We start from the raw sequence: 19,235 nt of genomic DNA on the forward strand, positions 1-19,235 counted from the left end.
GCTCGCAGGAGGATTCAGGCTGCCGTGCTGGCCTGACGTGGTGCCTTGTGTTCGAAGATATTGCGCGGCCGGGCCAGACCGAGCCTTTCGCGCAGGGTGGCCGATGTGTCGCCGGATCGCAGCCGCTGCCGCCGCGCCAGCTCCGGGACGACATCCCGGGAAAAGGCATCGAGGCCGCTACGCAGAACCCGAGGCGCCACCACCAGACCATCCAGCGTCACTGCATTCGCCAGCGCCTCGATCTGGTCGACGATTTCCGTCGGGGTACCGGACACATGGTTCGCCGCGCGTGTTGTCGGCGTGCCTGCCGCATGGTCCGGCCCAATGAAAGGCACGATCTCCGCAAACAGGCGCACATGTTGCTCATCGCGATGGACGCCCCGCGCGGCAGCGAGCACATTGTCACGCAAGGCCGCGATATTGCCCGCCGTGTCAGCTCCGAGGATGGCGATATCTGCGTGCCGTCCCGCGAAGTCAGCCGACCGTCTGTCCACCACGCGATGAGCAACGATGACTTGGCCCTGAGGCGGTCGTGCGACGTTGAGGGGTCCCTTGACCCTGAAGGAAGGCCCTATGTGATCGATGGGATGGATTTTGGCGCCATCGACGAACACGCCGCTTTGCTTGTCGCGGATGAAGGCATCATCCTCCCAGCTATCCCAGAGCCGGCGCGCGATATCGAGGATTTCATCGGCGCGCTCGTAGTGGACATCAGGTGCAACAGCGGCCTGCCCGTAATTGGCGCCGGCGGGGTCGACCGCGCCGGTCGAGACCAGCCAGCCGGCGCGCCCATGCGTGACATGGTCGAGCGACGCGGCGAGCCGCGTCACATTGTACGGCTCGACATAGCTTGTGTTGGCCGCGGCGATCAGACCGATATGGCGCGTCCTGGTCGCGAGGAAGGACGCCGTGGTGAACGCTTCGCTGCGCGCGGGCTCCGCATGGCCGATGCTGTCGTCTACCAGAAGGAAGGCAAAGCCGGCCCCCTCGAGGTCCCGCGCGAGAGCCGTCAGGTGGAGAGGGTTCAGGGGATCGAAACCTTCGTCGTGCGTCTGGTGTCCGGATTGCGGCGCATAGAGAAAGCCGAGGTGGAGCGGTTTGGCCATTTTTGGTCTCCGTTCTGTCAGGCCACGGTTGCCGTCGCAGCCGGCTCCAGCGCGCGGAGCGCCTCGTAGATCCGAGCTTCGCATTGCAGAAGTTCGATGTCGCCCCGCCGACGCGGACGCTGCCGGTCGAGGGTAACGATTTCAGCGATCCTTCCGGGCCGCGGTGACAGCAGGACGATACGATCGGCCAGAAACACCGCCTCGCCGACGTCGTGTGTCACAAAGACGATGGTCTTGCGGCGCTGCTGCCAGATCCGGATCAGGTCTTCCTGCAGCCTGTTGCGCGTCACGTAATCGACGGCTCCGAACGGTTCGTCCATCAGGATGACGTCGGGATCATTGACGAGCGCGCGCGCGATGCCGGCGCGTTGCTTCATGCCGCCGGAGATCTGGTGCGGAAACTTGCCGCCAAAGCCGTCGAGCCCGACCAGGGACAGATGCTCCTCGACCAATCGCCGGGCTTGCTGCTTGTCCACTCCGCGCAATTCCAGCCCGAGGCCGACATTGGCCGCAACCGTTCGCCACGGGTAGAGCGAGGCATCCTGGAACACCACGCCAAGCTCTCCGCCGGGACCGTTGATCGGCTTGTCGCGAAACAGCACCGATCCGCCGCTCGGCTGCTGGAGCCCGGCGAGAATTTCCAGAAGCGTACTCTTGCCGCAGCCGCTGGGGCCGAGCAGGACGATGAACTCGCCCTCCTCGACCGAGAAACTGATGTTGCTGAGCGCGCGCACCGGCGGCGCGCCCGGATAGACCTTATCGAGAGACCTGATGGTGAAGGCAGGCATGCCCTTTGCGCTCCGCTTGCTCTCACTCACTGCGTCTTGCGCTCGGGATAGGTGAATGGCTTCACATAGTCCTGTGGGATGAAGCGGACATCGATATACTTGGCGGCGTCGTAGAATTCCTTCTGGTTGCCGACCTCGATCTCCAGCTGCTGGGTGTCGTGGATCGCCTTCGGATCGATCGCCGGATTGGCATCCCAGACGTCATCCTCCTGATAGATGGCGCGCTTCACCGCCTCCGGATTGATCTTCAAGCGGGCCTGCAGCCAAGGCAGATACTCGTCATAATGCGCCTTGGCGTAGCTGTAGGACTTGAAATAGGCCCGTAGGCCCCGCCGCAGCAGGTCTGGATCCTGCGCTATCACCGAGTCGCCCGCAATCAGGACGCCCGTGTGATAGGTTGGAAGGTAATCCCAGGCGCGAGCAAGCGTCGTCGAGACTCCTTCGATCTCGCCGAGTGCCGCGAAAGGTTGATGGATGATGGTGGCGTCAACCTGGCTGGTTTCGAGCGCACCGTAGGCCTTTTCGGTTGCGCCCGCGGCAAAAAGCGTCACGTCACGATCGGGATTGATACCTTCGGCCCGCAGCAGATAGCGAGCGACCGAAGCGAGATTGCCGCTTGTGTCGGGTCCGACGCCGATCGTCTTGCCCTTCAGATCGGCGAAGGACTTGATGCCTTTCCGCGCGATGAGAAAATAAGGCCCCTTCGAGCGGAAGGCCGCGGAGACGATCTTGATCGGAGCCCCCAAAGCGGCGGCTCGCAGATAGACGCTGGTCGGTCCGAAGGCAAAGGTCACGTCGCCTCGCGAAGTGGCCGTGACCGGATCCTGCGTTCCCACAAATTCGACGTTCAGGCCTTCCTCCGCGAAGAACCCCTTCTCTACACCAAACACGATGGGCTGCTGCGTATAGCTTGTGGTATCCTGAAGCTTGAGGGTTTTCTTGTCCTGCGCATTTGCCGACGCGGAGAAGCCGAGAGTGAGTGCAGTCAAGACAAGGAGACGAGCCGGAAGGCTTGTTGAGAACATGATCGATCCCTTCGAACGAGCAGTGACGGGAAGACGCGGAACCGGGACCGGTCAGACGTATTTCCACTTGAGCAAGAGACGTCGCTCGAGCAGATCCACCAGATAGATGATCAGCAATGCGATCGACGTGACGAGAATGACGAGGGCGAAGACACCGGCGGTGTCGTAGATGCCGGATAGCTTGTTGAGGAGGTTGCCGACGCCGGCCTTGGAGGCGACGATCTCGGCGAAAAGAGTTGCGAGCAGACAGGTCGCTGCCTCGATCCGCACCGCGGCCACGATCGATGGTGTGGCGGACGGCAGCACCACTTTCCAGATGATCTGACGCTGGCTCGCCCCGAGCGTCAGCGCGACCTTGACGTGATTGTCCTGGACTTGCTTGATACCGGCAATCGTATTGAAGACGAACAGGAAGTAGCAAAACAGGAAGATGATGAACACCTTGTGCTCGAACCCGAGGCCCAGATAGAGCGTGAGAAGCGGAATGATGGTGACCTTGGGTATCGCCATGAACCAGATCAGGAAGGGGCTGAGAAATTGATGCACCTTCGGAAACAGGCCCATGGCTATGCCGGTCACAATGCCGAGGATCGCACTCAACCCCACGCCAACGCCCGCTTCGGCAAGCGTCACCGAGAGATGAAAGAGTAAATTCTCTCTGGCGAAGAGCTGAGGGAAGGCAGCAACGATCTGCGTCGGCGAAGCCAGGTAGATTCGTTTAACTGCGCCGCTATCGACCGCGATCTGCACAGCCAGCAGGATCGCAGCAACCACCAGTACCTGAACGATGGCGATCCACGGCAGCTTGGCAGCGAGAGAGCGCAGCTTTGCGCGGCTCTCCTTGTCGTTGGTCTGAACATCAACAACGGTTTCGATCGACTCGACTGACATGGCCATGCCCTAATACGCTACGGGCAGAGATCACGCTTGCGACCGCACCCTTGCAGTGGAAGCAAACTAGACCAATTCGTCAGACAAGATATTCCATAGTTTGCGGCCGTGCGTGATGACCCATCTCGTAAAGCCCCGCACGACAGTGAAGGATATGCAGATGAAATATGTAACGCTCGCGAACACCGGAATCCAGGTGTCGCGAATAGCCTTCGGGTGTTCAAGCTATGGATCGAAGGATTGGATGCCGTGGGCGTTGAACGAGGAGCAGGCACAAGATCATTATCGTCGCGCCTTTGAGGATGGCTTTACCTTCTTCGATACCGCCGACTCCTATTCATCCGGCCTCAGCGAAGAGATCCTTGGGCGCGCGGTGAAGCGGTTCGCCGCAGGACGGGACCAGGTCGTCATCGCCACCAAGGTCTTTTTTCCGATGGGAGCCGGCGCCAATCAGGGGGGATTGTCGCGCAAGCATATTCGACATGCCATCGACGACAGCCTGCGTCGCCTCGGCACCGATTATGTCGACCTGTACCAGGTCCACCGCCTCGATCCGCTGACGCCTTACGAGGAGATCCTTGAGGGGCTTGATGCAGTGGTGCGCAGCGGCAAGGCACTCCACATCGGCGCTTCAAGCATGCACGCGTTCCAGTTTGCCAAGCTGCAGGCGCTTGCGCAGACGAACGGGTTGACGAAATTCGTCACCATGCAGAACAAGTATAATCTTCTCTATCGCGAAGAAGAACGAGAGATGATCCCTCTCTGTCTCGACCAGGGCGTCGGAATCATTCCTTACAGCCCTCTTGCGCGGGGACTACTCGCCGGCAGCCGCCGCGAAAGTACCGAGCGGTCACGCGTCGTGAAGGACTTCTCACGTCCGGAAGATGACGCGGTGATCGATCGCGTGCTCGCCGTGGCGCAGGCGCGCGGGTGCAAGCCCGCCCAGATCGCGCTTGCCTGGTTGCTGCACAACCCTGCCGTGACGGCTCCCATCCTCGGCGCGACCAAGCTCCATCATATCGACGATGCCATTGCCGCGCTCGACATCCGGTTGACCGACCAGGAGCTCGATGCACTGGAAGAGCCTTATCGCCCGCAACAAGTCCAACACGATCGCAATGAACAACTGCAATCGGGGCAGACTGCAGCAGCGGACCTCAAGCGGCTGTTTCGCCAGTCGGTCGGCTTACGATGAGGAGCGACGACGAGGAGACCGATCCTCGGGAGGCCACGACCCGCTAGCGCTGATTTGCCCGACGGCGCAAGCCCCCAAATCGAAAATATTCGGTTTATCGGAAGGGCAACTCAGTGCTATGAAATCGCTGTCTCACCCGATCTAGGGGCGCTTCGCGATCGTCACGAACGTGGGTCGAGATGCGGTGGACGCTGATGCCACGACTGACGAGTGTGGCTAAAGCGGACGGTGAAGTCGTGTGGTCCTGACGCCCTAGCGGCAGGTGTCCTCTCGCAGAACGCGCAAGCGCTTTGCGAAGGCGGTGACAAACAAGCCCAGTCTCGCCGGGGAGAGCACGAAGTAAGCCGTAACCCATCGCGCAGGGAAAGCCGGGTTGTTTCCGGTTACACCTGTGGTCCTACCCCCGAGCTTTCTACCTTTTGCTCGGGGCCCATGGGTGCGATCGGCACCCGGCTTTCCCTGCGCCCTCTTCAAGCGAGAGGGCGGAACGAATGGCAAGACTCGGGCAAATCAAGCCGCGAGAATGCGAAGCCGCGTCAACATCCTCAATCGTCGTCCTGGCGAAAGCCAGGACCCATTACCCCAAATGTCAGTCGTTGCACGACGCTGCGGCCGCGATCCCATTCCCAATCGACTGCGGTGGTTATGGGTCCTGGCTTTCGCCAGGACGACATGCGCGTGTGCGGCACCTGCCCGCGCCATGTCAGAAAACCATGACAACACGCCCGAAGGGACGACGGCGGTGGTCGTTGTATGACCAGCAGCCCCTACGCCGCTCGCCGACGCTCGCGCAGTGCGTCGCCGAATGCCTCGAACAGCGCGCGGTTGATCGGGTTGCGTTGCGGATCGTATTCGGCGTGCCATTGCACACCGAGCGCAAAGCCGGGCGCATCGGCGATGCGGATCGCCTCGATGGTGCCGTCCTCGGCGATGCCCTCAATCACGACGCGCCTGCCGGGCTCGAGGATGCCCTGGCCGTGCAGCGAATTGACCCGAATGGTCTCGCAGCCGAGGATCCTTGCGAAGGCGCCACCCGGCGTCAGCGCGACGTCGTGACGGTCGGCGAACACCACGGTGGGATCGGGATGGATTTCGCCGTTCTCCAGTCGCGGCATCCGGTGGTTCATGCGGCCCGGGATCTCGCGGATCTCCGGATGCAGCGAGCCACCGAACGCGACGTTCATCTCCTGCAGGCCGCGGCAGATGCCAAAGATCGGCACGCCGCGCGCGACGCAAGCCTCCGACAGCGCCAGCGCGACGTCGTCGCGGTGGATGTCGTAAGGCTCATGAGCCGCGCAAGGTTCAGTGTTGAAGCGGGTCGGATGAACGTTGGCGCGAGCCCCGGTCAGCACCACGCCGTCGACCACGTCAAGCAAGGCGCCGACATCGGTGATTTCGGGGCTGCCCGCGAACATCAAGGGCACGGCACCCGACACCTCGGCAACCGCCCGAAGGTTGCGCTCTCCGACCATCTGGACTGTGAAACGATTTTCAATGCGATGGGCGTTTCCGATCACGCCGACCACGGGCCGTCTCATTATTAAAGTCTCGCGCAATGATTATTCTAAGTTTGCGACTTTGCGGAGACGATCATGCCTTCGAGTTCCCCCCGGATCAACTGCCTATATCTGCACAGGGGACCTTGCAGTCCTGCACAGATTGGCGCTCTCGCGGCCCCAAATCCGGCGGGCGCCCCACGGTCACGCCCGGACCACGGCGCGTCAGCGGCAAACCGGCACGGTCCGCCCAGCTTGATCCCGGCGGGATTTTCGCCAAAGACTGCTGGACACCGTCGCGAAGGGGGAATCACCCGTGACAGACCCGGCTGACAATCGCCTGCAGGCCCGCAACGACATGGCGTGGGCGATCGGCGTCGGCGGCATCGGCATCGTGCTGTTCGCCGCCCTGTTGACCTTCGCCTGGCAGTTCGCTGCGACCCTGTTCCTGCTGTTCGCGGGCATGCTGCTCGGGGTCGCCCTCAATGCCATGACCACCCTGCTCGGCCGGCTGACCGCGCTGCCTCACGCGTTGCGGCTTGCGATCGTCTGCCTGGCGATGGCCGGGCTATTGTCCGGCATCGTGTTCCTCGGCGGCACCACGATCGCGCAGCAGGCCACGGTGCTGAGCAACACGATCAAATCGCAGCTCGGCAACGTCAAGGAGTTCCTCGAGCAGCGCGGCGTCGATACCAGCTATCTCGACTTCACCAATGCCGCCGGCGAGGCGAAGGGCGAAGGCTCCGCCGTGACGACGACGACACCGCCAGCGTCGCAGTCTCATGGCATCCCCGGCGCCGGCGCGCTGGCCTCGAGCGGCGGCGCGATCATCAGTCAGACGCTGAAGGTGCTGCTCGGCACCGTCAGCGTCGTCGGCAATTTCTTCATCGTGCTGTTCCTCGGGCTCGCCTTCGCGGCCCAGCCGAGCATTTACCGCGCCGGATTGTTGTTCATCGCGCCGGCCAAATACCGCGCCCAGGCGACCGTCATCGTCGACCGCATCGGCGAGACGCTGGAGCGCTGGCTGATCGCGCAGATCATCACCATGACCGCGGTGTTCCTCGTCACCTGGATCGGGCTCGCCATCATCGGGATTCCGAGCTCGTTCATCCTTGGCATCCAGGCCGGCCTGCTCGCCTTCATCCCGACGGTCGGCGCGATCCTGGGCGGGCTGATCGTGGTGCTGGCGAGCCTCGCGACCGGGTGGATCGCGGCGCTGTCGGCCTTCATCCTGTTCCTCGGCGTCCACGCGCTGGAAAGCTACGTGTTGACGCCGATCATCCAGCGCCAGGCGCTCGACATCCCGCCGGCAACACTGTTCGCGTTCCAGATCCTGCTCGGCGTCGTGTTCGGCATCTGGGGGCTCGCGCTGGCGCTGCCGCTGATGGCGATCGCCAAGGTGATGATCGACCACTTCAAGGCGGAAGATCAGGCGCCGGCGCAGACGCCCGCTCCGTCGAACGTGCCGCAGCTCAGTTGAACAGCAGGACGGTACCGACGACCATCAGCATCACGCCGACGAGCATCACGATCGGCCAACGGCGCCTGGGCGCTTGGTATCGTCCCTGCGCGCGGCGTTCGGCGATCAGCGCGGTCTCGTATTCATCGGAGTCCGAGAACAGGCAGGCGAAGCCGCCGCGCGCCGAAGCCGCGTCGGCTTCGAGCGACATCAGGGCTGAATGCGGGTTGCGGGTGCTGATCGACTCCATGCCCGAAAGCATGGGATCGAATGGTTAACCAGTCGTTACCGCGCTCACGCGCGGGCGGGCGCCGGCTTTTGCCGCGCCGATGCCGGCAGGCCGGCGGTCTTGCGCCGCCAATTCTCCAGCGACAGCGGCAATTCCTCTGCCGCCTCGACGCGGTTGCGGCCGCCGCGCTTGGCCTGGTAGAGCGCGGTGTCGGCCGAGGCCAACAGCACCTCGAGCTCGGTCCCGGCAGGTCCGCCGGCCACGCCAATGCTGACCGTGGTGTCGACCGCGCCGTCCTCGCAGGTGATGTTGCTGTTCTCGAACGCCTCGCGCACGCGCTCGGCGACCAAGACGCCCTCCTCCAGCGAGCACGGCAGCAGCGCCGCGAACTCCTCGCCGCCGATCCGGCCCGACAGATCGCTGATCCTGAGGCTGTTGACCACCACGGCGGAGAACAATTTCAGGATCTCGTCACCGGCGGGATGGCCGAACCGGTCGTTGATCGACTTGAAGTGGTCGATGTCGAAGATCATCACGGTGACCGGCCGGCCGGCCGTGGCCTCCCGCTCGATCACCCGCGTGCAGGCCTCGGTGAAGCCGCGGCGGTTGAGCATGCCGCTCAACGGATCGATCGACGCGGCCGTCTTGTGCACGGCGACCGCGCGGTCCGACACCATCATGAAGATCACGAACACCGTGCCGATCGCATACAGCACGAGTTCGATCGAGAACAGCGTGACCCAGAAGCTGCTGACGAAATTCTGGCCGTTCAGTCGCAGCACGTCGCCGACCAGGATCGGCAGCATCAGGACGCAGCCATGTGCGACCGGGATCGCGATCGCAATCCAGCGCCTCTGCATCGCGCGGCGTCGCTCGCTCCAGAGTTCGGAGGCGGTCAGCGCCGCGTAGATCGCGACGATCCCGGCGCCGATCGTCAGGCGCATCGCCGGATCCGCGATTGACGTCGCGGCACCGATCCACACGATCGGGCCGAGCACGAGACCCGGCAGGTTGGCCTTGCGGCCGTGGAAGATACGCGCGGCATTCCAGACCATGCCGCAGGCGGCGAAGCCGATCGCGTTGAGACCTAGCAAGACGAGCGGATCGAGCGTCGAGCTGCCGACCGTCCAGAGCGCGACGGAGGCCGCGCCGAGCAGATAGGCGGTGCCCCACCATTTCAGCGCGGCAATGTTCTCCTGCCTGCCGAACAACCAGAGCATGGCGCCGAGCATGCCCGCAACCATGGTGGCGAACAGATAAAGCGTCGATGGATCGAACGACATAGAGTCACCCCAGCCCGGTGATGCAACGTTCGCAGGCGCAAATAATACGGTGATGCAGCGCCAGTGCGAGCCCGCAGGCTAAAAGGCCCGAGTTCCAATTTCGTTTGCACGCACACGCAAGTTTTCATGAAAAACTGCGCTAATTCGCGTCGAAGCACGCGCGGTTGGGCGCAGCAAAAAGGGCGCCTCGCGGCGCCCTCTGCAACTCGATGCACGCGGCAATTGCCGCGAATTTGAAGACTCGAATTAGCGCTTCGAGAACTGGAAGGACTTGCGGGCCTTGGCCTTGCCGTACTTCTTACGCTCGACCGTGCGGCTATCGCGGGTCAGGAAGCCGCCCTTCTTGAGGACGCCGCGCAGCTCGGGCTCGAAGTTGGTCAGCGCCTTCGAGATACCGTGGCGGACGGCACCGGCCTGGCCGGACAGACCGCCGCCGGCGACGGTGCAGATCACGTCGTACTGGCCGTTACGGGCGGCAGCGACCAGCGGCTGCTGGATCATCATGCGCAGCACCGGGCGGGCGAAGTAGATTTCGATGTCGCGGGTGTTGACCGAGATCTTGCCAGCGCCCGGCTTGATCCAGACGCGGGCGACCGCGTCCTTGCGCTTGCCGGTGGCATAGGCGCGGTTGAACTTGTCGACCTTCTTGACGTACTTCGGCGCGTCGGGAGCGGCCGGCTTGACCTGCGAGAGCTGGTCGAGGGACTGCAAAGTATCGGACATTATGCGGCCCTCGTGTTCTTGCGATTCAGGGAAGCGATATCGACCTTCTCGGGGCTCTGGGCCTCATGCGGATGCTCGGCACCCGGATAGACGCGCAGATTGCCCATCTGCATGCGGCCGAGCGGACCGCGCGGGATCATGCGCTCGATCGCCTTCTCGACGACGCGCTCGGGGAAGCGACCCTCGAGGATCTGCTTCGCGGTGCGCTCCTTGATGCCACCGATGAAGCCGGTGTGCTTGTAGTAGACCTTCTGGTCGCGCTTGCGACCGGTCAGCACCACATGCGCGGCGTTGACGATGATGACGTTGTCGCCGCAATCGACATGCGGGGTGTAGGTGGGCAGGTGTTTGCCGCGCAGGCGCATCGCGACGAGCGTGGCGAGACGACCGACGACCAGACCCTTGGCGTCGATCACAACCCACTTCTTCGTCACTTCGGCGGGCTTGGCCGAGAACGTGCTCATGTGTGAAATCCGTGAAAAGGAAATCGGCGCCGTATGCGCCGAACTGCGTGGGTTTCTAGAGAAGCCGCGGGCGCGCGTCAACGTCGGCGCGCGCGTTTTACATCAGCGAAAACAATAGCTTATAAATATGGTGCAATAATACCGCAAAAAAGCCTATTGATTTGGAATGGAATAGGTCGCCGTGACATGGGCGATCGGATCCGGAGAGGTGCCGGACAGCAGGTTCACCTCGCCGACCGCAAGCCGCTTGCCGAGCTTGAGCAGCCTGGCGACCGCGAGCACGTCCTGCCCCGGCTGGCCCTTGCGCAGGAAGTTGATGTTGAGGTTGGTGGTGACGGCAAGGCCGATCGGCCCGATCGCGGACAGCAGCACCACATACATCGCAAAATCCGCCAGCCCCATCAGGGTCGGTCCGGACACCGTACCGCCCGGCCGCAGCATGCGCTCGCTGTAGCGCTGGCGCAGCAAGGCCGTCTCGCCATCGGCGCTTTCGATCCTGATGTCGTCGTGGGTGAACGCCTGCGGAAATTCCTTGCGCAGGAACTCCTCCAGATCAGCCACGCTCATTTTCGCAATCGCCATGCCGCCCCTGCCCTCGCTTCAGCCTGCCTGTTACATTAAGTTGTCATACAGACCAAAGTGGAATTTCACCATGTCCGCCCAAGCCGCCCGCGCGGAAGCGCCGCAACACCAGCCGATCCTGCTGCGCGAGACCGTTGGCAGTATCGCGCTACTGACGCTCAATCGCCCCGCGGCCCGCAACAGCCTCTCCGAGGGCCTGATCGGCGAGCTGCACGCTGCGCTGAACGATATCGGCGCTGACAAGAGCATCCGTGCCGTCGTGCTCGCGGCCAACGGCCCGGCCTTCTGCGCCGGCCATGACCTCAAGGAGCTCACCGCGCGGCGCACCGACGCCGACCGCGGCCGCGCCTATTTCGCAGAGATCATGAACGCCTGCAGCGCGATGATGCAGGCGATCGTGCATCTGCCGAAACCGGTGGTGGCGTCCGTCCAGGGCATCGCCACCGCCGCCGGCTGCCAGCTCGTCGCGAGCTGCGATCTCGCGGTCGCCTCCGAAGCCGCGGCGTTTGCGACGCCGGGCGTCGATATCGGGCTGTTCTGCTCGACGCCGATGGTGGCGCTGTCGCGCAACGTGCCGCGCAAGCAGGCGATGGAGATGCTGCTGACCGGTGAACCGGTCTCGGCGGCAACGGCGCAGAGCATCGGCCTCGTCAACCGCGTGGTATCGGCCGGCACCGAACGCGACGCCGCGATCGCGTTGGCCGAGAAGGTCGCGCTGAAATCGGCCTACACCGTCAAGCTCGGCAAGGAAGCGTTCTATCGCCAGGCCGAGATGAGCCTCGCGGACGCCTATCGCTTCGCCGCTGAGGTGATGACCGAAAATATGATGGCGCGCGACGCCGAGGAAGGCATCGGCGCCTTCATCGAGAAGCGCGACCCGAAATGGCAGGACAAATAACCTTCGTCATTGCGAGCGGAGCGAGGCAATCCACCTCACCATGCGACGATAGAATGGATTGCTTCGTCGCTACGCTCCTCGCACTGACGTCACCGGACAATTGATCAGAAATGAACCACGACGCCTACGACGACAACTACATCCGCAGCATTTTGAACAATGTGAAATCGATCGCGATGGTCGGCGCCTCGCCGGTCAACGTGCGGCCGAGCTATTTCGCGTTCAAATATCTGGCGCAGCGCGGCTACGACATGATCCCGGTCAACCCCGGCCATGTCGGCAAGGCGCTGATGGGCAAGCCGTTCGTCGCATCGCTGGCGGATATCGATCGCCCGATCGACATGATCGACATCTTCCGCAATTCGAGCCACATCATGCCGGTCGTCGAGGAGGCGCTGAAATTGTCGCCGCTGCCGAAGGTGATCTGGATGCAGCTCGGCGCGCGCGACGATGCCGCTGCCGAGAGGGCGGAAGCCGCGGGACTCAAGGTGGTGATGAACCGCTGCCCGAAGATCGAGTATGGCCGGCTGTCGTCGGAGATCTCCTGGATGGGCGTCAACTCGCGCACGCTGAGTTCCAAGCGCGCGCCGATCCCGACGCAGGGCATGCGGCTGTCGCTCAACCGCACGAGCTTTGGCGGCGGCCAGACTGCGGCATCCGACCGCGCGGCGAAGAACAAGACGGAGACGACCTGACATCGTAGCGGAATAATCGCTTCGATCGTCCGGTATAGCCCGGGATGCCCCTCCCAAAACTGGCGGCGTACCCAACTCGCTTGACGGCGAGCGCCGCCGCCATCAGCATGCCGCGCGTTTCGACCAGGCCACAACAGGACACAAAGAATGACCGATCGCCTTCCGGGATTTTCCACCCTCGCCGTGCACGCCGGCGCACAGCCTGATCCCACCACCGGCGCGCGGGCGACGCCGATCTACCAGACCACGTCATTCGTCTTCAACGATGCCGACCACGCCGCCTCGCTGTTCGGCCTGCAGGCATTCGGCAATATCTATACCCGCATCGGCAACCCGACCAACGCGGTGCTCGAGGAACGCGTCGCAGCGCTCGAGGGCGGCACGGCAGCGCTGGCGGTCGCCTCCGGCCACGCCGCGCAGCTCGTCGTGCTGCAGCAGCTGTTGAGGCCCGGCGACGAGATCATTGCCGCGCGCAAGCTCTATGGCGGCTCGATCAACCAGTTCACCCACGCCTTCAAGGCGTTCGGCTGGAACGTGGCCTGGGCCGATCCCGACGAGATCGAAAGCTTCGAGCGCGCGGTGACGCCACACACCAAGGCGATCTTCATCGAATCGATCGCCAACCCCGCCGGCAGCATCACCGACATCGAGGCGATCGCGGCCGTCGCGCGCAAGGCCGGCGTGCCGCTGATCGTCGACAACACGCTGGCCTCGCCCTATCTGATCAAGCCGATCGACCATGGCGCTGATATCGTCGTGCACTCCCTGACCAAGTTCCTCGGCGGGCACGGCAACTCGCTCGGCGGCATCATCGTCGACGCCGGCACCTTCGACTGGTCGAAGGACAACAAATATCCGATGCTGAGCGAGCCGCGCCCTGAATATCACGGCATCCGGATCCAGGAGACCTTTGGCAATTTCGCCTTCGCGATCGCCTGCCGCGTGCTCGGCCTGCGCGACCTCGGCCCCGCGCTGTCGCCGTTCAACGCCTTCATGATCCTGACCGGCATCGAGACGCTGCCGCTGCGCATGCAGAAGCACTGCGACAATGCCAAGGCGGTGGCGGAATTCCTCTCCACCCACCCCGCCGTGTCGGCCGTGAACTACGCCGGCCTGCCCGGCGACAGGTACAACGCCCTGCAGCGCAAATACGCGCCGAAAGGCGCCGGCGCGGTGTTCACCTTCAGCCTCAAGGGCGGCTACGACGCGGGCGTCAACCTGGTGTCGAACCTGAAGCTGTTCTCGCATCTCGCCAATGTCGGCGACACCCGCTCGCTGGTGATCCACCCGGCCTCCACCACCCATAGCCAGCTCGACGACGCCGCCAAGGTGAAATCGGGCGCGGCGCCCGAGGTGGTGCGGCTGTCGATCGGCATCGAGGACAAGGAAGACCTGATCGCCGACCTCGACCAGGCCCTGCGCGCCTGATCCCGACGTTGGTTCCGGAGCGGTGCGCCCGCATCGCTCCGGCAATCTTGCCCGAAACGACCGTCTCGTTAACGCTTAATTCCGACGGGTCTCTCGTTAACGCTCAATCCGGCATAAAGTGGCAGTGATAGGCTCCGGATGATTCGGGAGACCATTGATGCTGCGCTGGATATTGCCGCTCGCGATCGCGCTGCTTGCGATTTCGCCTGCTGACGCCGCCGACGGCCCTGTCGTCACCAAACGCGCCACCGTCAAGGCTGCGCGCCAGCTGCCGGCCGGCCTGCCGCGCCGGCACTACGCCTACCGCACCACCATCACACAGCCGACCTATGTGCGGCGCGGACGCCAGCTCGTGGTCGTCGAGCCCACGGTGATCCCGCTCAATTCAGAGCCGTACATCCCGATCGTGCGGGGCGAGCCGCTGCTGCCCGGATCGTCGTCGCTGCCGGGCTATTACGGCAACTGGCATTCCTACAACTATTTCGGCCCGTATTACGGCGGCGCCTATGTCGACTACTGGGATCGCCTGCCCTACGCCTGCGGCGTCTACGGCTACTGCTAGCCCGGGACGCGCGCGTGGCCAGATCGCCGCAGAAGAAAACCAGCGCACCGGCTTCGGGCAACGCGGTGACCGCCGACCTCGTCGCGGTGCTGGTCGCCGTGACCGACGGCACACCGAAGATCATGACCATCGCCGGCGGCTCCGCGCTGCCGAGCGGCCCGTTCGAGTTCACCCACCGTTCGCTGCAGACCGCGTTGCGGGCGTGGGTCGAGGCGCAGACCGGCCATCCGCTCGGCTATGTCGAGCAGCTCTACACCTTTGCCGACCGCGGCCGGTCCGGCGACGCCAGGACGCCGCATAGCGTCTCGATCAGCTATCTCGGCCTGACCCGCGAAGACCAGGTCGGCGAAGGCTTTGAGGCGCATTGGTCGGGCTGGTACGACTATTTCCCCTGGGAAGATCATCGCGCCGGCACGCCGGCCTGCCTGGCGAAGATGATCGCGCCGAAGCTGAAGACGTGGGCGAAGGCGGCCCCGTCACCAACGCTGCAGCGCGAGCGCTGGCAGCGCTGCGCGATCACCTTCGGCCTCGAGGATCGTGGCTGGAATGAAGAACTCGTGTTGCAGCGCTACGAGCTGTTGTACGAGGCGTTGCTGATCCCGGAAGCCGGACGCGCGCATGACCGCGAGGCGCCGATCGTGCCGGGCAAGCCGATGACGGCGGATCATCGCCGCATCCTCGCGACCGGAATCGCGCGGCTACGCGCCAAGATCAAATACCGTCCGGTGGTATTCGAATTGATGCCGGCCGAGTTCACCCTGCTGCAACTGCAACGCAGTGTTGAGGCACTCGCAGGCCGGCTGGTCCACAAGCAGAACTTCCGCCGGCTCATGGAGCAGCAGGAACTCGTTGAAGAGACTGGCGCAATGGCCGCCGATACCGTCGGACGGCCGGCCAAGCTGTTCCGCTTCCGCCATGCCGTCTTGGCCGAACGGGCCGTCGTCGGCACCAAGCTTCCGCTTTCGCGCACTTGACACGCCTTATGCTCAGGATAAGTATAAGCCATCTTATGCTCAAGGAGAGTATAAATGGTTGCACTCGATACCGATCTGCTCACCCGCACCGCGCCGATCTATGAGCGCGTCAAGCGTGTCATCCCACCGTTCGAATGGGCCACTTTCGCCGAGGACGTCGATGCGATCCTCGAACTGAAACGCCGCCGCAACGCGGTGGTGCTGGCACACAACTACCAGACGCCGGAGATCTTCCACGGCGTCGCCGATATTGTCGGCGACAGTCTCTTGCTCGCGCGTGAAGCGACCAAGGTCGACGCCGATGTCATCGTGCTCGCGGGCGTGCACTTCATGGCAGAGACGGCGAAGCTCTTGAACCCGGCCAAGACCGTGTTGATCCCCGACCTCAAGGCCGGTTGCTCGCTCGCGGATTCCATCACGGCACAGGACGTGCGGCTGATGCGCGCGCGCTATCCGGACGCGCCTGTTATCGCCTATGTCAACACATCGACCGCGGTGAAGGCGGAGTCCGATATCTGCTGCACGTCAGGCAATGCGCTGAAGGTGGTAGAATCGCTCGGCGCGGAGCGCGTCATCATGCTGCCCGATGAATATCTGGCACAGAACATCGCCAAGCAGACCAGCAAGAAGATCATCGCCTGGAAGGGCCACTGCGAGGTGCACGAGCTGTTCACCGCCGACGACGTGCGCCAGCTGCGTGAAAATTATCCCGACGTCACCATCCTGGCGCATCCGGAATGCCCGCCCGAGGTCGTCGCCGAAGCGGACTATTCGGGGTCGACGGCTGCGATGCAGTCTTTCGTCGAGACCAAACGTCCGCCGCGCGTCGTGCTGCTGACGGAATGTTCGATGAGCGACAACATCGCGGCCCGCAATCCCGATGTCGACTTCGTCCGCCCCTGCAATCTGTGTCCGCACATGAAGCGGATCACGCTGAAGAACATCCGCCACGCGCTGGAGACCAATCAGCACGAGGTCACGATCGACCCCGCGATCGCCGATCGCGCGCGCAGGAGCGTCGAAAGGATGCTGGCGATATGAGTACCGATATCTCCGATCTCAACGGCCGCCCCGTCATCATCGGCGGCGGCGCCGCCGGGCTGATGACCGCGCTGCAACTCGCGCCCGAGCCGGTCGTGCTGCTGTCGAAATCGCCACTCGGCGCGGAAGCCTCCAGCATGTGGGCGCAGGGTGGCCTGGCCGCACCGGTCGGCGCGGATGACACCCCTGCTCTCCATCTCGCCGACACGCTTGTGGCCGGCGCCGGCCTCTGTGATGCGGCCGCAGCATCCCGGATCGTCCATGCCGCGCCTGCCGCCGTGGAGCATCTGGCCGAACTCGGCGTCGCCTTCGACCGGCGCGCCGACGGCAGCTGGCGTCTCGGGCTCGAGGCCGCGCACGGCCGCAACCGCATCGTGCACGCCACCGGCGACGGCACCGGCCGCGAGATCATGCGCGCGCTGATCGCCGCGGTCCGCCGGACGCCATCAATCACCTTGCTGGAAGGTGTCGAGGCGCGCAGGTTGCTGGTCGAGGACAATGCAGTCAGAGGCGTGCTTGCGGCCAACGACCGCAGCGCGCTGACGATCGCGACCAACCGCGTCGTGATCGCGACCGGCGGCATCGGTGGGCTGTTTTCAGACAGCACCAATCCGGGCGGATGCTTCGGCCAGGGGCTCGCGCTCGCGGCACATGCCGGCGCAAAACTGTCGGACCTCGAATTCGTGCAGTTTCATCCGACCGCCTTCGACGGGCCGTCACGCCCGATGCCGCTGTTGACCGAGGCGATCCGCGGCGACGGCGCGACCCTGATCGACGAGACCGGCCGGCGCTTCATGGCCGATCAGCCCGGCGCCGAACTCGCGCCACGCGACATCGTCGCGCGCGCCGTCTGGCACCATCGCGCCGCAGGACACCGCACCTTCCTCGATGCGCGCCAGCATCCGGGCGCGGACTTCGCGCAGCGCTATCCCGTGATCAGCGCGTTCTGCAAGATGGCGGGCATCGATCCCGCCAATGATCCGATCCCGATCCGGCCGGCGGTGCACTACCACATGGGCGGCATCGCGGTTGACGGCCTTGGCCGCAGCACGGTGCAAGGCCTGTGGGCCTGCGGCGAGGCCGCGCGCACCGGGCTGCACGGCGCCAACCGGCTCGCCAGCAACTCGCTGATGGAAGCGATCGTCTGTGCGCGCTGGGTCGCCGAGAGCATCGAAGGCGTCAGCGCAGGTCCACGCTCGATGCTGGGCGACGACACGCTGTCGCCCGCCGCCGATCCTTCCGCCGTGCGTCCGATCCTCACCCAGGGGCTCGGCGTGCTGCGCGACCGCGACGGGATCGCCCGCGCGATCCGCGGCCTCTATCCGCTCGCGCGCAGTCAGAGCGCAGCATCCGACGCAGCATTGGTCGGATTGATGATCGCGATTGCCGCAATCAGGCGTGAGGAAAGCCGCGGCGGTCATTTCCGCACCGATTTCCCGCACACCGCTTTGTCGGCGGCGCCGTCTTCCGTCACCCGTGCCGAGGCGCTCGCCGCCGCGCACCGCATCGTTGAATCCAAGCTATCAGCCAGGAGTGCCCGCTCATGACCCTCAATCCCCTGTTGCCGCTGCTGTATGAGCCGATCGTGCAAACCGCCTTGCGCGAGGATCTCGGCCGCGCCGGCGATATCACGGCAGACGCCATCGTGCCGGCCGGCCAGCAGGCCCGGCTGGTGATGCGGGCGCGGCAGCCCGGCGTGATCGCCGGGCTCGACATCGCACGGTCAGCCTTCCAGACGGTGTCGCCGGCGATCGAGCTGCGCGCCAAGCGGCCCGACGGCAGCGCGGTCGAACCCGACCAGGTCATCGCGATCATCGACGGTCCGGCCCGCAGCCTGCTCACCGCGGAGCGCACCGCGCTCAACTTCCTCTGCCATCTGAGCGGCGTCGCGACCGCAACCGCCACGCTCGTCAAGGCCGTCGCTGGCACGCGCGCGCAGATCGTCTGCACCCGCAAGACCACGCCGGGGCTTCGCGCGCTGGAGAAGTACGCGGTCCGCGCCGGCGGCGGTGGCAATCACCGCTTCGGTCTCGACGATGCCGTGCTGATCAAGGACAACCACGTCGCGCTCGCCGGCGGTGTCCGTCCTGCGATCGAGCGCGCCAAAGCCAATACCGGCCATCTCGTGAAGATCGAGGTCGAGGTCGACACGCTGGCGCAGCTTGAAGAGGTGCTGGCACTCGGCGTCGACGCGGTCCTGCTCGACAACATGACGACCGAGCAGCTCAGCCAGGCGGTGGCGATGGCGCGCGGCAAGGCGCTCACCGAAGCCTCCGGCCGCATCACGGCTGCGACCGCCGCGGCGATCGCCGCCACCGGCGTTGATTTGATCTCGGTCGGCTGGGTGACTCACAGCTCGGCCGCGCTCGATATCGGGCTCGACTATCTGTCCTGAT

General features: G+C 64.3%; 20 protein-coding genes. 10 read left to right on the forward strand and 10 right to left on the reverse strand.

The features are described from left to right. Window positions 1-14: 14 nt before the first annotated feature. The 4 genes from ACVIGB_RS09640 to ACVIGB_RS09655 all read right to left on the reverse strand — a co-directional run bounded on the left by ACVIGB_RS09640 (window position 15) and on the right by ACVIGB_RS09655 (window position 3,810). Window positions 15-1,106 carry an LLM class flavin-dependent oxidoreductase gene (locus tag ACVIGB_RS09640; RefSeq protein ID WP_456722853.1) on the reverse strand — a complete coding sequence of 364 codons (1,092 nt, stop codon included), beginning with the start codon at window positions 1,104-1,106 and terminating at the stop codon, window positions 15-17. 17 nt (window positions 1,107-1,123) lie between these two features. After that, window positions 1,124-1,894 carry an ABC transporter ATP-binding protein gene (locus tag ACVIGB_RS09645; RefSeq protein ID WP_456722852.1) on the reverse strand — a complete coding sequence of 257 codons (771 nt, stop codon included), beginning with the start codon at window positions 1,892-1,894 and terminating at the stop codon, window positions 1,124-1,126. 26 nt (window positions 1,895-1,920) lie between these two features. Further along, window positions 1,921-2,883: an ABC transporter substrate-binding protein gene (locus ACVIGB_RS09650; RefSeq protein WP_456722851.1), complete on the reverse strand. Its 963-nt coding sequence runs from the start codon at window positions 2,881-2,883 to the stop codon at window positions 1,921-1,923. Between the two features lie 87 nt (window positions 2,884-2,970). Then, window positions 2,971-3,810 carry an ABC transporter permease gene (locus ACVIGB_RS09655; protein ID WP_456722850.1) on the reverse strand — a complete coding sequence of 280 codons (840 nt, stop codon included), beginning with the start codon at window positions 3,808-3,810 and terminating at the stop codon, window positions 2,971-2,973. Window positions 3,811-3,970: 160 nt separating this feature from the next. Here ACVIGB_RS09655 and ACVIGB_RS09660 point away from each other — a divergent pair, with 160 nt between their 5' ends. Next, window positions 3,971-5,005, forward strand: coding sequence for an aldo/keto reductase (locus ACVIGB_RS09660; RefSeq protein WP_456722849.1), 1,035 nt, complete (start codon window positions 3,971-3,973; stop codon window positions 5,003-5,005). A gap of 767 nt (window positions 5,006-5,772) precedes the next feature. Here ACVIGB_RS09660 and ACVIGB_RS09665 read toward each other — a convergent pair. Further along, complete coding sequence (locus tag ACVIGB_RS09665) at window positions 5,773-6,543, reverse strand: gamma-glutamyl-gamma-aminobutyrate hydrolase family protein (protein WP_456722848.1); 771 nt, start codon at window positions 6,541-6,543, stop codon at window positions 5,773-5,775. Between the two features lie 274 nt (window positions 6,544-6,817). On the opposite strand from ACVIGB_RS09665, the gene ACVIGB_RS09670 reads away from it, so the two are divergent. Beyond that, window positions 6,818-7,981, forward strand: a complete 1,164-nt coding sequence (locus ACVIGB_RS09670; RefSeq protein ID WP_456722847.1) for an AI-2E family transporter — start codon at window positions 6,818-6,820, stop codon at window positions 7,979-7,981. Here the strand turns inward: ACVIGB_RS09670 and ACVIGB_RS09675 are convergent. The 5 genes from ACVIGB_RS09675 to ACVIGB_RS09695 form a co-directional block, all read right to left on the reverse strand. Continuing rightward, entirely contained in the window at window positions 7,974-8,210 is a 237-nt protein-coding gene (locus ACVIGB_RS09675) for a hypothetical protein (protein ID WP_456722846.1), read from the reverse strand. The genes ACVIGB_RS09670 and ACVIGB_RS09675 overlap by 8 nt on opposite strands. Window positions 8,211-8,254: 44 nt before the next feature. Then, window positions 8,255-9,472, reverse strand: a complete 1,218-nt coding sequence (locus tag ACVIGB_RS09680) for a GGDEF domain-containing protein (RefSeq protein WP_092114691.1) — start codon at window positions 9,470-9,472, stop codon at window positions 8,255-8,257. A gap of 246 nt (window positions 9,473-9,718) precedes the next feature. Then, window positions 9,719-10,195, reverse strand: a complete 477-nt coding sequence (rpsI, locus tag ACVIGB_RS09685) for a 30S ribosomal protein S9 (protein WP_092114692.1) — start codon at window positions 10,193-10,195, stop codon at window positions 9,719-9,721. Next, entirely contained in the window at window positions 10,195-10,659 is a 465-nt protein-coding gene (gene rplM, locus ACVIGB_RS09690; RefSeq protein WP_050405657.1) for a 50S ribosomal protein L13, read from the reverse strand. Before rplM ends, rpsI begins: the two co-directional genes overlap by 1 nt. A gap of 153 nt (window positions 10,660-10,812) precedes the next feature. Further along, the gene (locus ACVIGB_RS09695) at window positions 10,813-11,241 is read right to left on the reverse strand and encodes a PaaI family thioesterase (protein WP_092114693.1); all 429 of its coding nucleotides are present in this window, start codon (window positions 11,239-11,241) and stop codon (window positions 10,813-10,815) included. A 70-nt stretch (window positions 11,242-11,311) separates the two neighbouring features. Here ACVIGB_RS09695 and ACVIGB_RS09700 point away from each other — a divergent pair, with 70 nt between their 5' ends. The 8 genes from ACVIGB_RS09700 (at window position 11,312) to nadC (ending at window position 19,234) form a co-directional block, all read left to right on the forward strand. Then, window positions 11,312-12,139 carry an enoyl-CoA hydratase gene (locus ACVIGB_RS09700; RefSeq protein WP_176530969.1) on the forward strand — a complete coding sequence of 276 codons (828 nt, stop codon included), beginning with the start codon at window positions 11,312-11,314 and terminating at the stop codon, window positions 12,137-12,139. A gap of 110 nt (window positions 12,140-12,249) precedes the next feature. Next, window positions 12,250-12,834: a CoA-binding protein gene (locus tag ACVIGB_RS09705; protein WP_092114695.1), complete on the forward strand. Its 585-nt coding sequence runs from the start codon at window positions 12,250-12,252 to the stop codon at window positions 12,832-12,834. A gap of 147 nt (window positions 12,835-12,981) precedes the next feature. Next, window positions 12,982-14,262 carry an O-acetylhomoserine aminocarboxypropyltransferase gene (locus ACVIGB_RS09710; protein WP_456722845.1) on the forward strand — a complete coding sequence of 427 codons (1,281 nt, stop codon included), beginning with the start codon at window positions 12,982-12,984 and terminating at the stop codon, window positions 14,260-14,262. Between the two features lie 157 nt (window positions 14,263-14,419). After that, window positions 14,420-14,824 (forward strand): hypothetical protein, encoded by a 405-nt coding sequence (locus ACVIGB_RS09715; RefSeq protein WP_456722844.1) that lies wholly within the window; start codon window positions 14,420-14,422, stop codon window positions 14,822-14,824. 14 nt (window positions 14,825-14,838) lie between these two features. Beyond that, window positions 14,839-15,798, forward strand: coding sequence for an NUDIX hydrolase (locus tag ACVIGB_RS09720; protein WP_456722843.1), 960 nt, complete (start codon window positions 14,839-14,841; stop codon window positions 15,796-15,798). A gap of 54 nt (window positions 15,799-15,852) precedes the next feature. Beyond that, window positions 15,853-16,839 carry a quinolinate synthase NadA gene (nadA, locus tag ACVIGB_RS09725; RefSeq protein WP_456722842.1) on the forward strand — a complete coding sequence of 329 codons (987 nt, stop codon included), beginning with the start codon at window positions 15,853-15,855 and terminating at the stop codon, window positions 16,837-16,839. Further along, a complete protein-coding gene (locus ACVIGB_RS09730) occupies window positions 16,836-18,386 on the forward strand; it encodes an L-aspartate oxidase (RefSeq protein WP_456722841.1) in 1,551 nt (516 codons plus the stop codon). The genes nadA and ACVIGB_RS09730 overlap by 4 nt, the downstream gene beginning before the upstream one ends. After that, on the forward strand, window positions 18,383-19,234 hold the full coding sequence (nadC, locus tag ACVIGB_RS09735) for a carboxylating nicotinate-nucleotide diphosphorylase (RefSeq protein WP_456722840.1): 852 nt from the start codon (window positions 18,383-18,385) through the stop codon (window positions 19,232-19,234). Before ACVIGB_RS09730 ends, nadC begins: the two co-directional genes overlap by 4 nt. Window position 19,235 lies beyond the last annotated feature (1 nt).

This window comes from Bradyrhizobium sp. USDA 4341 (assembly GCF_054063755.1).

Excerpts from the sequence above, each read along its gene's own strand:
- ACVIGB_RS09640 (WP_456722853.1), bottom strand. The coding sequence starts at position 1,106 with ATGGCCAAACCGCTCCACCTCGGCTTTCTCTATGCGCCGCAATCCGGA.
- ACVIGB_RS09645 (WP_456722852.1), bottom strand. The coding sequence starts at position 1,894 with ATGCCTGCCTTCACCATCAGGTCTCTCGATAAGGTCTATCCGGGCGCG.
- ACVIGB_RS09655 (WP_456722850.1), bottom strand. The coding sequence starts at position 3,810 with ATGTCAGTCGAGTCGATCGAAACCGTTGTTGATGTTCAGACCAACGAC.
- ACVIGB_RS09660 (WP_456722849.1), top strand. The coding sequence starts at position 3,971 with ATGAAATATGTAACGCTCGCGAACACCGGAATCCAGGTGTCGCGAATA.
- ACVIGB_RS09665 (WP_456722848.1), bottom strand. The coding sequence starts at position 6,543 with ATGAGACGGCCCGTGGTCGGCGTGATCGGAAACGCCCATCGCATTGAA.
- ACVIGB_RS09675 (WP_456722846.1), bottom strand. The coding sequence starts at position 8,210 with ATGGAGTCGATCAGCACCCGCAACCCGCATTCAGCCCTGATGTCGCTC.
- ACVIGB_RS09680 (WP_092114691.1), bottom strand. The coding sequence starts at position 9,472 with ATGTCGTTCGATCCATCGACGCTTTATCTGTTCGCCACCATGGTTGCG.
- rpsI (WP_092114692.1), bottom strand. The coding sequence starts at position 10,195 with ATGTCCGATACTTTGCAGTCCCTCGACCAGCTCTCGCAGGTCAAGCCG.
- rplM (WP_050405657.1), bottom strand. The coding sequence starts at position 10,659 with ATGAGCACGTTCTCGGCCAAGCCCGCCGAAGTGACGAAGAAGTGGGTT.
- ACVIGB_RS09695 (WP_092114693.1), bottom strand. The coding sequence starts at position 11,241 with ATGGCGATTGCGAAAATGAGCGTGGCTGATCTGGAGGAGTTCCTGCGC.
- ACVIGB_RS09700 (WP_176530969.1), top strand. The coding sequence starts at position 11,312 with ATGTCCGCCCAAGCCGCCCGCGCGGAAGCGCCGCAACACCAGCCGATC.
- ACVIGB_RS09705 (WP_092114695.1), top strand. The coding sequence starts at position 12,250 with ATGAACCACGACGCCTACGACGACAACTACATCCGCAGCATTTTGAAC.
- ACVIGB_RS09710 (WP_456722845.1), top strand. The coding sequence starts at position 12,982 with ATGACCGATCGCCTTCCGGGATTTTCCACCCTCGCCGTGCACGCCGGC.
- ACVIGB_RS09715 (WP_456722844.1), top strand. The coding sequence starts at position 14,420 with ATGCTGCGCTGGATATTGCCGCTCGCGATCGCGCTGCTTGCGATTTCG.
- nadA (WP_456722842.1), top strand. The coding sequence starts at position 15,853 with ATGGTTGCACTCGATACCGATCTGCTCACCCGCACCGCGCCGATCTAT.
- ACVIGB_RS09730 (WP_456722841.1), top strand. The coding sequence starts at position 16,836 with ATGAGTACCGATATCTCCGATCTCAACGGCCGCCCCGTCATCATCGGC.
- nadC (WP_456722840.1), top strand. The coding sequence starts at position 18,383 with ATGACCCTCAATCCCCTGTTGCCGCTGCTGTATGAGCCGATCGTGCAA.